Annotated in this window: 15 protein-coding genes and 1 pseudogene; 8 read left to right on the top strand and 8 right to left on the bottom strand. The window is 68.4% G+C overall.

The features are described 5' to 3' along the window. Positions 1 to 227 precede the first annotated feature (227 nt). Positions 228 to 800, bottom strand: coding sequence for a uracil-DNA glycosylase family protein (locus tag NH287_RS15435; protein WP_374209366.1), 573 nt, complete (start codon positions 798 to 800; stop codon positions 228 to 230). Continuing rightward, positions 797 to 1,960 (bottom strand): TDT family transporter, encoded by a 1,164-nt coding sequence (locus NH287_RS07220; protein ID WP_253035035.1) that lies wholly within the window; start codon positions 1,958 to 1,960, stop codon positions 797 to 799. The genes NH287_RS15435 and NH287_RS07220 overlap by 4 nt, the downstream gene beginning before the upstream one ends. Positions 1,961 to 2,044: 84 nt before the next feature. Between NH287_RS07220 and NH287_RS07215 the strand changes: the two genes are divergently transcribed. Together NH287_RS07215 and NH287_RS07210 are read left to right on the top strand one after the other, a co-directional pair. Continuing rightward, positions 2,045 to 2,956: a LysR substrate-binding domain-containing protein gene (locus NH287_RS07215; RefSeq protein ID WP_253035034.1), complete on the top strand. Its 912-nt coding sequence runs from the start codon at positions 2,045 to 2,047 to the stop codon at positions 2,954 to 2,956. Between the two features lie 245 nt (positions 2,957 to 3,201). After that, the gene (locus NH287_RS07210; RefSeq protein WP_253035033.1) at positions 3,202 to 3,984 is read left to right on the top strand and encodes a RibD family protein; all 783 of its coding nucleotides are present in this window, start codon (positions 3,202 to 3,204) and stop codon (positions 3,982 to 3,984) included. 102 nt (positions 3,985 to 4,086) lie between these two features. Here the strand turns inward: NH287_RS07210 and NH287_RS07205 are convergent. From NH287_RS07205 to NH287_RS07180, 6 genes and pseudogenes are all read right to left on the bottom strand, one after another. Beyond that, positions 4,087 to 4,899: pseudogene (locus NH287_RS07205) on the bottom strand (lysylphosphatidylglycerol synthase transmembrane domain-containing protein); the annotation flags it as partial. Beyond that, positions 4,896 to 5,756 carry an SAM-dependent methyltransferase gene (locus tag NH287_RS07200; RefSeq protein ID WP_137751073.1) on the bottom strand — a complete coding sequence of 287 codons (861 nt, stop codon included), beginning with the start codon at positions 5,754 to 5,756 and terminating at the stop codon, positions 4,896 to 4,898. The pseudogene NH287_RS07205 and the gene NH287_RS07200, both read right to left, overlap by 4 nt. Next, a complete protein-coding gene (locus NH287_RS07195) occupies positions 5,750 to 6,808 on the bottom strand; it encodes a glycosyltransferase family 4 protein (protein WP_253035032.1) in 1,059 nt (352 codons plus the stop codon). Before NH287_RS07195 ends, NH287_RS07200 begins: the two co-directional genes overlap by 7 nt. Continuing rightward, positions 6,783 to 7,172 carry a 6-carboxytetrahydropterin synthase gene (locus NH287_RS07190; protein WP_137751075.1) on the bottom strand — a complete coding sequence of 130 codons (390 nt, stop codon included), beginning with the start codon at positions 7,170 to 7,172 and terminating at the stop codon, positions 6,783 to 6,785. Before NH287_RS07190 ends, NH287_RS07195 begins: the two co-directional genes overlap by 26 nt. 20 nt (positions 7,173 to 7,192) lie before the next feature. Continuing rightward, entirely contained in the window at positions 7,193 to 8,323 is a 1,131-nt protein-coding gene (locus NH287_RS07185) for a zinc-binding alcohol dehydrogenase (protein WP_253035031.1), read from the bottom strand. Next, positions 8,320 to 8,979, bottom strand: coding sequence for a CDP-alcohol phosphatidyltransferase family protein (locus NH287_RS07180; protein ID WP_253035030.1), 660 nt, complete (start codon positions 8,977 to 8,979; stop codon positions 8,320 to 8,322). The genes NH287_RS07185 and NH287_RS07180 overlap by 4 nt, the downstream gene beginning before the upstream one ends. 172 nt (positions 8,980 to 9,151) lie before the next feature. Between NH287_RS07180 and NH287_RS07175 the strand changes: the two genes are divergently transcribed. The 6 genes from NH287_RS07175 to NH287_RS07150 form a co-directional block, all read left to right on the top strand. Then, the gene (locus NH287_RS07175; RefSeq protein ID WP_137751078.1) at positions 9,152 to 9,397 is read left to right on the top strand and encodes a hypothetical protein; all 246 of its coding nucleotides are present in this window, start codon (positions 9,152 to 9,154) and stop codon (positions 9,395 to 9,397) included. A gap of 468 nt (positions 9,398 to 9,865) precedes the next feature. Further along, entirely contained in the window at positions 9,866 to 10,372 is a 507-nt protein-coding gene (locus NH287_RS07170; RefSeq protein WP_137751079.1) for a universal stress protein, read from the top strand. After that, positions 10,369 to 11,115: a 2,3-diphosphoglycerate-dependent phosphoglycerate mutase gene (locus NH287_RS07165; RefSeq protein WP_253035029.1), complete on the top strand. Its 747-nt coding sequence runs from the start codon at positions 10,369 to 10,371 to the stop codon at positions 11,113 to 11,115. The genes NH287_RS07170 and NH287_RS07165 overlap by 4 nt, the downstream gene beginning before the upstream one ends. Then, positions 11,112 to 11,615, top strand: coding sequence for a CrcB family protein (locus NH287_RS07160; RefSeq protein WP_181405609.1), 504 nt, complete (start codon positions 11,112 to 11,114; stop codon positions 11,613 to 11,615). Before NH287_RS07165 ends, NH287_RS07160 begins: the two co-directional genes overlap by 4 nt. Then, the gene (crcB, locus tag NH287_RS07155; RefSeq protein WP_137751081.1) at positions 11,612 to 11,983 is read left to right on the top strand and encodes a fluoride efflux transporter CrcB; all 372 of its coding nucleotides are present in this window, start codon (positions 11,612 to 11,614) and stop codon (positions 11,981 to 11,983) included. The genes NH287_RS07160 and crcB overlap by 4 nt, the downstream gene beginning before the upstream one ends. A gap of 235 nt (positions 11,984 to 12,218) precedes the next feature. Further along, positions 12,219 to 12,577, top strand: a 359-nt coding sequence (locus tag NH287_RS07150) for a recombinase family protein (protein WP_253035028.1), incomplete at its 3' end; no start/stop codon positions are given.

The following is a 12,577-nucleotide window of genomic DNA, read 5'->3' as shown; positions in this document are numbered from 1 at the left end:
CGCATTCCCCCTGGCTGTTCTCAACAGCTTGATCCATGCTCGCCCCGCCGTAAACGATCGTTTTTGGTGCGCTCGGCAGTGGGGTGCCCGACGACTGTGGGGTTGCTCGCTTGATGGCGGCGTTCTCTGATCGCTCGATGGCGCCGGTCAGCTTCCGATGACGAAGACGGTGAGGCGAGCGCTGAATTGCTTGGGCGTGGTGCGATTCGCGCATCTCGCGATGCCGTTCAGGGGGTTCGTGGGCGCGTAGCGAGTCGGAGTGCTCGTACGGAGCGTTCTGCTTGTTCGGAGCGGTGATGGCCGTTTGCAGGCGAGGGGTGCGGAGCGGCTATGACGTGAACGAGGCGTGCGTTGTCATCGAGTGTGAGGTGGCGCATGATCCCGTTGAGGGCGACGGCGCCGTAGGTGACCACTGTCTCAAGCGCGGGGAGGAGTGGGAGTAGTTCGCCCAGCGCACGGCGGCCCAGCTCGATCTCCGATGCGCGGACCGGGCTGTGTGTCGCCCAGGGGATGAGGTTCCACCGGAGGTAGTCGCTTCGAGCGAGCCCGGAGGTGATGCGGGCTGCTCGAAACGCGCGCGCGGTTGGGCCGGGGTTGTCCTCACTGCAGACCGCGTTTTCTCCGGCGGCGATCGTCTGCGGGCCGGGGGATTGCATGAGAACCAGAACCCGGCTGGTGGTGCCGCCGGAGAGTGGATCGAAGTTTGGCACGAACCGCCGTGTGCCATCGGGTGCTGTCCGCCAGGTTTCGGCGAGAGCGTTGAGCGTGTGGACGTCTGCGGGCACGTCGAGAGTTTTCATGCTGGACGCGGCGGTGCGAGGAGGGTTCCGCGGATGACGGAGCCGTGGAAGGTGCGAACGGCGACGGTAATCCATGCCGCGACCAGGCCGACGTAGTAGATCACGGCGAGGGCCCCAACAGCGGTGAGCCCGGAGTGCAGGGCGAGGCCGTTCAGCCCGGTGACGCAGGTGCCGACGGGGAAGGTGAAAGACCACCAGGTCAGGCTGAACGGGAGGTGCTCGCGGGCGGTGCGGATGGTGATGGCAAGGGCGATAACGGTCCACAGCAGCGCGAAGCCGAGCATCGCGAAACCGTATACGAAAGCGACGATGAGTAGCGCGTGGGTCGTGCTCGCGTCGACGGCGGTGGAGGCGTTCGTTGCGAGGAGGTTCACGGCGGTGATCGACTGCCCCACGGGGCCGAGAACGATCCAAAGGGTTGGGACCATCGCGGCGGTACCGATTTTGTGCTGCGCGAGGCGGTTCCAGATCAGGGTGATGACCACCAGCGAGGCGATCAGGCTGAGCCCGAAGAACCCGTAGCACGCCCACAGCAGCGTTTCTCGCGCTTGTCCGGCGGGGGTGTAGGGCAGCAACAGTGCGCCGGTGGAGGCGGACACCATGGGGGGGACGACCGGCATCAACCACCCGCCGAACGCGGAGTCGGGCTTGTTCTCGTGTCGAGTGAATGCCAGATACGGCACCAGCGCCGCGGTGAGGAGCCCGCCGACGGTACCGATGGCCCAGAGCACCCAGTCGACGGCGACCGCGGCGGGTAACCCGATCCAGTCTTTTCCGAGGAGAAGGGTGCCCGCACCGACAGTGAGAAACGCCATCGGCGGAGCGCCGTAGAAGTGCGAGATGACCGGGTGCAGGTGGTGGTTCTTGGCGACGTGCCGGTACCGGGTCCAGTGCAGACCCGTGGCTACTGTGAGCGCAACGAGCAGAACAGCGGCGATCGCCCACACGACGGTCGCTGCGGTGCGAAGGCCGGGGAACTGCAGCGGGAGCGAGGCTGCGGCGACGGCGACGATCCCTGTTCCCATGATGGATGCGAACCAGTTCGGTGTCAGGTTCGACACGATCTGCGCCGGTCCCTCCAACTCGCGGAAGAAGCGCTTGCGGGTATCCGTCGTGACACGCGTGCGGGCGGGTGCGGACTCAGCAAGCAGGGAAGGCATGGTTCCAGCCTGAGCGGCATCGGCTTCTTTCGGAACGGCGATCGTTTTGGCAGGGCACAATGAGTGTTTGTGAAGACGCGGCGGTTGACGGACCGGACCTTGGACCTGGACACTCTCGAGGTTCTCGCGGGCATCGCGGAGACCGGTTCGTTGACCCGCGCCGCCGAGGCGCTGGGGGTGACGCAGCAGGCAGTGTCTGCGCGCTTGCGCGTTGCGGAGCGGGCGACCGGTCAGCCTCTCGTGCACCGGACGGCATCCGGTTCGCAGCTCACCGATGTGGGCCGGGTGGTTCTCGGGCTGGCTGTTCCGGTGTTGGAGGCGTCCCGACGGTTGGAGGCGGGGATCGTTGCGCTCAGGGAGCCTGGTGGTGCCCTCGTCGTGGCCGCGTCACAGACGATCGCGGAGGTGCTGATGCCCGGTTGGCTGCTGGTGCACCGGGACGCTGCACCTGATGTGAGCGTGCGGTTGCTCGCCGGTAACTCCGCCGCCGTGACGGACCTGGTCCGCTCCGGTGCGGCAGATCTCGGCTTCGTCGAGACCCCCATCGACGCACCGGACGTCTCCTCGGTGGTGGTCGCTGTGGACGAGCTCGCGGTCGTCGTCGCGCCGCACCATCCGTGGGCACACGTTGCCGGCGTCACCGCGAAAGAACTCGCCGACACCCCCCTGCTGTTGCGGGAGGAAGGCTCCGGAACACGCGCCACGCTGGAAACCTGGCTCGCCGATGCGGGGCTTCACCTCTCTTCGCCGGCGGCGGTGCTCGACACGACGGGCATCATCCGAGCGAACGCGCGCGCCGGTATCGCACCGGCGGTGATGAGCTTGCGCACGGTGGACGGTGACCTTGCCGACGGGACCCTCGTCCAGGTTCCCCTGCTCGCACCCCCTCTGACTCGCCCGCTGCGCGCGGTGTGGTCCACCCGGCCCGGGTCTGCCGCGACAGCGTTCTTAAGCATCGCTCACGGACCCGGCGCTTTCGGTCACCTCAGTCCATAGAGCTACCCGGGCCCTGGGGCGACCTCGGAAGGAACTGCTGCGCGACTGCCCGAAAGCCCTACGACGCATTATCCGCGAGCGAACTGCGCCGGAGTACGTCGACCGCCCTGCCGACAGCCCAATCTGACTATCGATCCTTCCGCACCTGGTGACGGCCGTGCCCCGCGGCTGCCCTGCCCCGCAGGCGGAGTACGGAGCCACCGCATGCCCTGCGTTTGCCCGGGAAGGCCGGATACGCTGACGCAATGACGTCCATCGATGACGCGGGACACCCACCGCCTCCCTCGTCCGGCGAAGCAGTGCCCGACCCCGACGACGTGGCCTGGCGGCAGCTGATCGCCGGAGAGGCGTCGTCGTGCCCGGTGATCGCGTCGATGTACGAGCCGATCATGAACGATACGGGGTCTCTCGCGATCGCCCAGCTGGGGCAGAGTCTCGATGGGTTCATCGCCGCGCGCACGGGTGACGCCAACTACGTCACGGGCGTCGAGGATCGGCGACACCTGCACCGGCTTCGCGCCCTCGTCGACGCCGTCGTGGTCGGCTGGCGCACCGTCGCGCAGGACGATCCCCGCCTCACCGTCCGCGCCGTGGCCGGTCTCAACCCGGTGCGGGTGGTCCTCGACCCGTCGGCGCGCATTCCGTCGGAGGCCGTGCTGTTGCGCGACGGCGCGGCGACGACCCTCTGGCTGGTGGATGCCGATACCGACGTCGACGTGACCGTTGGCAATCACGTCGAGGTGGTCCGCGTCCCCGGGCTCTCTGCACTCAGCCCGCGGGCGATCCTCGCCGTACTCGCTGAGCGGGGGCTGTCACGGGTGCTCGTCGAGGGCGGAGGGGTCACGGTCTCACGCTTTGTCGTCGACGGCGCCCTCCGCCGGCTCTACCTGACGACCGCTCCGGTGCTGATCGGCGACGGGGTGCCCGGCATCTGCTTCGACGGGGAGGACCGTCTCGCCGACGCGCTGCGCGGAGCCGTGCGTAGGTTCCCCCTCGGCGCCGACCTCTGCACCGAGTTCACGTTCTGACGCGGTACCGTGCGCCCGGCGACGCGCGCGCGCTCGCCCGATTTCGCGAACGCGCGGAACGACGCGTGCGCCGAGGATCACCGCCCCCGGCAGCGTCGACGCGAGGGCCAGGATGCCGTAGCCGATCGACACGGTGAGACCGTCTTCTGCGGTCGACCCGAGCATCTCGAAGGCCCACGCCGCGGCTGCTTCCCGGGTGCCCCACCCGCCGACACCGAGCGGAACGGACATCCCGGCGACGGCGACGGCGGAGGTGCTCGTCAGTACCGCAGCGCTCGGGTCGGGTACGAGCGCAACCGCGGAGACGACGAAGATCGCCGTGAATGCCGCCCACCCGACGATCGCGAGGCCGACGACGGCGAGCGTCTCGCCGCGCGAGAGCCGCCGCATCCATCGTCCGGCGATGGCAGCGGCGAACGCGGCGATCACGGCGCACCCGGCTGCGAAGATGGGAGCCACAAAGGCCAGCGCGATCGACGCCGCCGCAAAGACCACCGCCGTGCCGATCAACCGCTCCGCCGCGACCGCGGCGAAGCTGCTCGCGAGAGCCCGGCGACCTCGGTCCACACGCGCGTCGCTGCTGTCGTCGGCCGCCCGCAGTGCGTCTCCGGCCAGACCACCGGGGAGCACACTGTTGAGGAACGACGCCTGCCAGCACCTGGCGACCGCCGATCCGAATGGGACGCGGATGGCGTGGTGTCGCGCGACGATGCTCCATCGAAGCGCCTGGGCGACGACGCCGAGCGCTCCCAGGCCGATACCGGCGGGGTAGGTCCACGGCGGAAGGCGCATCACGGCGTTGACGAATGGCGTCAGACCGAAGCTCCATACGAGAAAAGAGAGGATGCCGACCGTAGCGGCCGCCTGCGCGACCGAGAAGAACACGTATCGCCCCCGGCCCACGGTGCCCGTCATCCGTTGGGGGGCAAGCTGAGGATGTCGGCATGCCCGACGCGCACGACGAGGTTACCGCGTCGGATCTGCTCCTGCCGCGCCGCACCCCACACGGCGACGAGATCGGTGAGCGCCGGGTCCTGCTCGACGGCGACGGCGCCACGATCGGCGAGGTAGCGCGCGAGGAGTGCGGACTGATCGGCGGCATCCAACCGCCAGGGCGTCTGCATCACGCGCACCCGGTGTCCACGGTCGCGCAGCAGAGCGCCGACGTGGTCGATCGCATCTGGACCGAGCAGGTCATCACGCCGCTGATGGGCGTCGAAGGCCGCGGAGATCGGCGCATCCGCGGGGTGAGGAGGATCGATCGACACCTCCCCGGTCACGCTGAGGCTCAGCAGGGCCGCGGAGCCCGTTTGGACGATGACGTCGACGAGCACGGCAGCGTCATCGGGGGAGAGCAGATCGAGAAGCGCCGCGCAGGTGATCACGACGGGTCCCGCCCCGCCGGTGACGATGTCCGGAAGCTCGGCGACGGTCGCGATACGGCGGGTGAGTCGCGAGATGGACGGCGGGGCGACCAGATCGGTCGTGCCGATGAGTTCAGCGTCGTGATCGACGAGGATCCAGTGCTGCGGCAGCGGCGCCAGGCGATCGGCGAGCCACATGAGGTTCGACCCGGTGCCCGCGCCGACGTCGACCACGCGGACCTCGACCGTCTCGTCGGGGCGGGGTACCGTCCCCTCGGTGCGGGCCCGATCTCGGCGGACGAGGGTTCCGACGAGCTCATCAACAAGGGGGAGAGACGCCTCACGGGCGGCGTGGTCGGCCCCTCGGCGCAGCGACAGCCAGGCGGCGGGAACCGGCCGGGTTACCATCGGAGCAGCTCTCGCAGCTGAGTTGCGGCGTCGGGCCATCGTCGAAGTCTAGACCGCGCCTGCAGAGCGGCGGACCGCCAGGCGCCGCGGAGAGAGGCATCGTCCGACCAGCGGGCGACGGCGTCGCTCCAGGCCGCGGGGTCGCCGGGGGGAAGTGCTGCGCCAGGCAGCGGGGCACCGGGCGGCGTGCCGTCGCCGAGCGCCTCGACGGCCCCCGTCCCCGAGGCGACAAGGGCCGGGATGCCTCGGGCCAGGGCCTCGGTGACGACCATGCCGTACGGTTCGACGAGCGAGGGCAGAAGGAGGAGGTCGGTTTCGTGCCACAGACGCTCGCGGCGACGCCCGGTCACGGCGCCGACGAGGCGGGCGCGGTCGGCTCCGAGGGTGTGAACGGCGCGAGCGACCTCGGCGGGGAAGGGATCGCCGGGAATCACGGGCCCTGCCACCACCACCTCCCACGGCAGCTCACGAACCGAGGCTAGCGCGCGGAGCGCGAGCAGGGTGTTCTTCCGCGGCGTCACCGACCCGAGCAGCATCAGACGCGGTGGGCTGCTCCCCGCGGACAGTGCGGCTTCTTCGACGCCTGGACGCACGATATCGGCATCTACCCCGTACCGTGCCGCGAGGTCGGCGCGCGTCCAATCGCTCGTGCAGAGCACCGCGTTCGCCGCCTCGAGCGTTGTGCGCTCCGACCGGGCCAGGGCGTCAACATCGATGCGCCCGAGTCCGGACTCGGCGGGGAGGGGAAGGTGAACAAGCACGACGACGCGGATGCCGGAGGCTACGGCGTCCCGGATCTGACGGGGCGCAGCGCAGGCCACGATCCCGTCGACGACGACCTCGTCCGCGTGCGAAAGGGCGCGCGCGAGAATTTCGAGGTCGGACCTCGAGGGTCGTGGCCACGCGCCCGCGACACGGAACTCCGCCACGTGCGTGCCGCCCGCCCGCAGCGCGGCGAGAACCGCGTCGTTGTATGCGCTGCCGCCGCTCGGACCACCGAGATCGGCGGGGACGACGAAAGCGCGATCAGCGACCCGAGAGGTCGATCTCAAAGGTCACCCACGCATCGGGGTGCTCGCGAACCACGATGCCGATGCTCGCGATTCCGCGGTCGGCCTCCAGTCGTGCCGCCAGCTCATTGGCGATGTGCCGGGCCACGGCCTCGGTCGTGCTCAGCGTCCCGGCGAAGGCGGGGTGCTCATCGAGGTTGGCGTACCGCAGCGGATCGAGCACCTCGGACAGATGGCGCGACGCTTCGCCGATGTCCATCACGACCGCGTGGTCGTTGAGGCTGGGGCTGCGCCATGTCGCCTCCACGACGAGCGTCGCGCCATGGAGCCCCTGAGCAGGGCCGAAGAACGGGTCGGGCAGGCTGTGAGCGATCATGATGTGATCGCGGACGGTGAGTCCGAACATGGGGTCCTTTCGGCGACGCGTCAGGTCGCGGCGATCTCTGCGGAGGGGTTCGGACGGATGACCGAACCGGTCGGGGGATCAAGCGGCCCGGGGGTGGCCGCTCGCTTCGAGCGGGGATCGTCGGAGGCCCCGGGATGGGCCACGACCACGCAGCCGGGGCCGATCTCGCCCTTCTCCATCGCGGCGTAAGCGTCACCGATGTCGTCGAATGTGACGTCGGCGGCGATCAGCTCCTCGAAGGCAGGGTCGGTGAGCAGCTCGAGCGCCGTCGCGAGACGGGTTGCTGCATCGCGGCGGGCGCGTCGCGCCATGCCGATCCGCGAGACTTGGCTCGCCGTGATTCGCAACCGCCGGGAGTGAAAGTCCTCGCCCAGCGGCACCCGCGTCGGATGAGTGCCGAACCACGACATCTCGATCAGCTCCGCTTCGTCGCCGAGCAGGCCCAGGGCGAGCGCTAGGCCTTCCTCCGACGCCGACGCGTGAAACACGAGATCGCAGTCGTTCATCGCCTCCCCGGCCTCCACCACGTCGAGGCCCGCGCTGATGAGGCGTGCCCGGCGCGCGGCATCCGGATCGACGATCTGCAGGCGCGCGAGCGGAAAACGCCGCAGCAGTAGCGCGACCGCACCGCCGACGAGCCCGCCCCCGACGACCGCCACTCGGTCGCCCGCACAGGGAGGGGCATCCCAGAGGGCGTTCAACGCCGTCTCGACCGTTCCGGCGAGCACGGCGCGACGCGACGGCAGCTCATCGGGGAGGGGCGTGAGCGCGCGCGCATCGACGACGTACTGGTCCTGGTGCGGATACAGGCAGAACACGCGGCGACCAAGCAGCGCGTCGGGCCCCGCCTCGACCACTCCCACCGACAGGTATCCGTACTTGATGGGAAAAGGGAAGTCGCCCTCTTGGAACGGGGCGCGCATGCGCGCATGCTGCGAGTCGGGAACTTCGCCGCGGCGCACGAGGAGCTCGGTTCCCCGGCTGATGCCCGTGTACAGCGTCCGCACACGCGCCTCGCCGTCGCGCACCGGAGGCAGCTCTTCAATCTGCATCCGACCCTCATTTGGAGCAACGAACCAGAAGGCGCGGGCCGTTACAGCGGCTGGGTGCCGCTCGCGCGGAGCGAACCCGTCGTCGTCCGCGATACTCACGCGCGTTCCAAGGCGACGACGTCCCGACCGAACGAAACCGTCAACAGTGCCAAGGCGATCGCGACGGATGCGACGGCCATCGCGGGCGGCACGATCGGAACGAGCGCGAGCAGGAGGGCAATCCCCTGGATCGCGGCAACCACACGGCGGAACGAGCTGTACGACAGATCAGCCCGCAGCTTGGGGTGCACCCAGGATGCCGCAACGAACACGTAGCGCATGAGGCCAATCGCCAGCACCCACCAGCCCACCGTCTGCGACACGAGGACCGAGAGCACGAGCAAGAGGGCGGCATCCGACTCCATGTCGAGGCGTGCACCAGCGTCGGTGGCGGTGCCCGTGCGGCGTGCCACCCACCCATCAACGGCGTCGAGGAGGAGTGCCGCGCTCACCACCGCGGCCGTCGTCCAGGTGCGGACGGGAAAACTGTCCAAGAGGACCAGCACCGTGACGGCGGCGATCAACCCGGTGAGCGCTACGCGCCCCAGAGTGACGCGATCGGCGGGGGTGATCGTGCGGGGCCGACGGCGCAGGATCGAGGCGGCGGCGACCAGGGGAACGACGAGGGCCACGGCGACCGTCACGACGATCTCGACGCCGTGCGGGGTGTACAGCCGCGCCCACACGAACGCGACGATCAGGGGCAAGAGCACCACGACGCCCACGTCGACCGCTCCGCCGGACCGCGACGGGCGCGCCTCGCCAGAAGCGGTCTTTAATCGATGGGGAGTCATTCCCTCACAGTAACGCGACGCAAACATCCGCGGCTAAGAGCGCATTCCGACGCCGTTGTCGACGCGACGACTGGCCTCGAACTGATCCGCGACCATGACGACCGCACCCGGATCGCGGTCGCACTCATCGGCATGCCCGGTATCGACTAACGATCCCGCCATTGCCCGCCGGTCGACAGCCGGCTCGGCTTCTCTCACCGGTACAGAAGTGCTCGGCTTCGACGAACTCCTGTTTGTCCTCGACTGTCACTGCAAACGCCTCGGTGCGTTCTCGACCTCCACGACTTCACCGACACAAACCGTCGCCGCTACCGAAAGCATCACGCGCGGCAATTTCTGACTCCTCGAACGCCTCTTTTCCCAAGTTCAACGAGTACTGCGCGTCAATCAACTCGAAACCATGACTGACGACGACATCGAAACCACCGCAAGCGTCCTCGTCACCGGCTGACACCCGTCATCTGGTGTACCCGGTGCACCGCCACATCGTTCAACTCGTCGACGAATCCGTGCGGAGTACGTTGCCGGGGCAAAGGGCGACGCCAGCCAGGCATCACATCGCGGCCGCTCCGCGCGCTGGGGAAGGTCAAGTCCCAGCGGGGGTGGAGATCAGGCGCATCGGATTCGACCGCGTCGTTGATGATGGGCGCTATCGACCTGCCTCTATGACAGGTGCCCGGGTGGGTGCATACTGGTGGTGTCTTCGGACCCGGCAGTGGGGCTTGCCCGGACCCAACCTCGACACTCGTCGACAACAGTCCCTATCTCAGTTGGTCGCGCTCACGCGCGCCTGAGGTAGGGAGATGTGATGGCAGATTTGACGGTGCCGGGCGCAGTCGTCATCGGCGTACAAACGGGTCACGTGCGTGACGTCATGGAAGTCGCGGCGCAGGTAGCCGAAAAATTCGCCGTACCTGTGGTGTGCGTCACCGTCGATGCAGGGCTGCTGGCTTTGGGAAAGCGAGCGGACGGTTCCGCGATCATCGAGCCGCTTGACCCGGACTCCATCGACAGGGACCCGCAGCATCTTTCGGATCCCGACCGCGCCGCGATTGATGCGATCGCTGCCGCCCGGTCGGTCGAGGTCGCAGTGTTGACGAGAGTCGGGGATCCTGTCCGAGCCCTCACCACGATCGCCGAGGAGCGTGACGCCGTGATGATCGTGGTGGGCACGAACACCGGGTGGCATCGGCTGGCGGAGTTGTTCAACGGCAGCGTCGCTGCGCGACTCACCCGTCACCAGCACCGCCCGGTGCTGGTCGTGCCGACAGACCCCGTCGGGTTCAATCACCACTCACCAGCGGATCCGTCATGACCGGGACCCTCGCGCTCCTCCGACACGGCGAAAGCACCGCGAACCAAACCGGGATCTTCACGGGATTACTCGACGTGCAGCTCACCACCCGCGGTATCCAGCAGGCCCACCATGCCGGGCTCCTACTGCGAACCCACCACGTGATGCCGGATCTGATATTCACATCGACGCTGCAGCGCGCCGTCCACACCGCTGACCTTGTTCGAGACACTCTCGGCACGGGTGCCCCCACCACCGCGATGTGGGAGTTCAACGAACGCAACTACGGCGCCCTCACCGGACGCACCAAAGCAGAGGCCCGCGCCGAGCTCGGCGACAACCAGTACACACACATGCGTCGGTCGCGGGACGGTCGACCACCGGAAATGTCAGGTGACCACTGGAGAGCTCTGCGACAAACACCCGCACTGCGCGGACTCCCCGAAGCGGCGGTCCGGCGGACGGAGGCGCTGATGGATGTCATCGACCGCCTCACGCCCGTGGTGCGGACACGGCTTCTTCCCGCGTTGCAGTCAGGGCAGAGCGTGCTCATCGTCGCGCACGGCAACTCCTGGCGCGCCCTCTGCGCCGTCATCGACGACCTCTCCGATGCAGAGCTCGCCGACCTCAACCTCCCCACAGGACAGCCCCTGCTCTACCGGATGGACGACGCAGACAACACGCTCACGCCCCGAGGCGGGGCCTACCTCGATCCGGCAGCACACGACGCCGCAGCACTCGTCGCGGCAGAAGGCGGGACATGAACACCCCCACGGACACCTCGATGCCCGATGATCAGCTCCCACCCGACCCCGACGTCTATACCCCCGCACCGTCGGCGGCAACGCGTCCGATCCACCTGCGTTGGCGCTACCTCTCGCTGGTCGCTCTAGGCGGCGCCATCGGTACCGCGGTACGCGAGATCGTCGCCGAGATGTTCCCCGCTGTCGATGGGGTGAGCTGGTCCATCTTCTGGATCAATATTGTCGGCGCGCTGCTGCTCGGCCTGCTCCTGGAGGCACTCGCGCGCCGCGGACCCGATCACGGTCACCGCCGCACCCTGCGGCTGCTCCTGGGAACCGGGGTGCTGGGCGGCTTCACCACCTACAGCGCCCTCGCAGAAGCGACCGCCGCACTCTTCCTCGACGGACACGGCCTCGCCGGCACCGGCTACGCACTTCTGACCGTGGTGTCCGGCGCGATCGCGACCGCGGGCGGCCTCATGGCCGCCTCCTCGATGCGCCCGCGGACGGTACCCGCATGAGCGCGCTCCTGGTCCTTCTCATCGCTGTCGGCGGTGGTGTCGGCGCTGCCGCCCGGTTCCTCCTTGACGGCCTAATCAACACCGGCCGGCAATTCCGCCTCCCCGCCGGAACCCTGACGATCAACATCACCGGGTCCCTGCTGCTCGGCGTCATCGTCGGAGCGGCAAGCCACCTCGGTGCGGAACCGGTCGCAGTGCTCGGCACCGGGGTAATGGGCGGGTACACCACCTTCAGCACGGCCAGCTTCGAGACCGTTCGACTCGCCCGAAGCGGCCGGCTGACCGCTGCCGCCGTGAACGGACTCGGGATGCTCGTCGTCTCCGTCTCCGCAGCGACCGTCGGCATCCTTCTCGGCGGCGCACTATGACCGTCGTCACCCTTCACCGTTCACAACTCTTGCGTCGCGGGAGCTGCTGTGTAGCTGGCTCGACCCGAAAGGAAGCGTCTCAGGTAGCTGTAGCTTTCTGAGACGCCGGACCAAGTGGCCCTCGACAGCGCCCCTTTGCCCGAAATCTCGGGCCGCGCGTCGTCTCAGAAAGGCGTCTCGCCATAATTCGTCTCAGCAGGGGTCATAAAGGGTGTTTCCGAGTCAGAATGGGCTCGTGAGGCTTCTCGGATACACGCGCGTGAGTACGTCGAGTCAGGACGCGCAGCTGCAGCTCGACGCGCTCGTTGCTGCCGGGGTGCAAAAGCGCGACGTCTTCGCGGATGTCACCTCGGGGAGCAAGACCGCGATCGAGCGGACCGGGATGAAGAAGCTCCTCGAGTACGCCGAAGACGGCGACACCGTCGTCGTCTGGCGAGTCGACCGCCTCGGCCGCTCCCTGATCGACGTGCTGAACACCGTGAATCTGCTGCGCGAGCGCGGCGTGCAGGTGCGGTCGATCTCGGATGGCATCGATCCGTCGACGTCGACGGGCCGGCTGATGTTGAACATGTTGGCCACGCTCGCGGAGTACGA

The organism is Microbacterium sp. CnD16-F, assembly GCF_024124465.1.
Taxonomy (GTDB): Bacteria; Actinomycetota; Actinomycetes; order Actinomycetales; family Microbacteriaceae; genus Microbacterium; species Microbacterium gawkjiense.
Note: the sequence above shows the minus strand (reverse complement) of the source record. Positions and strands in the feature narration are given on the sequence as shown.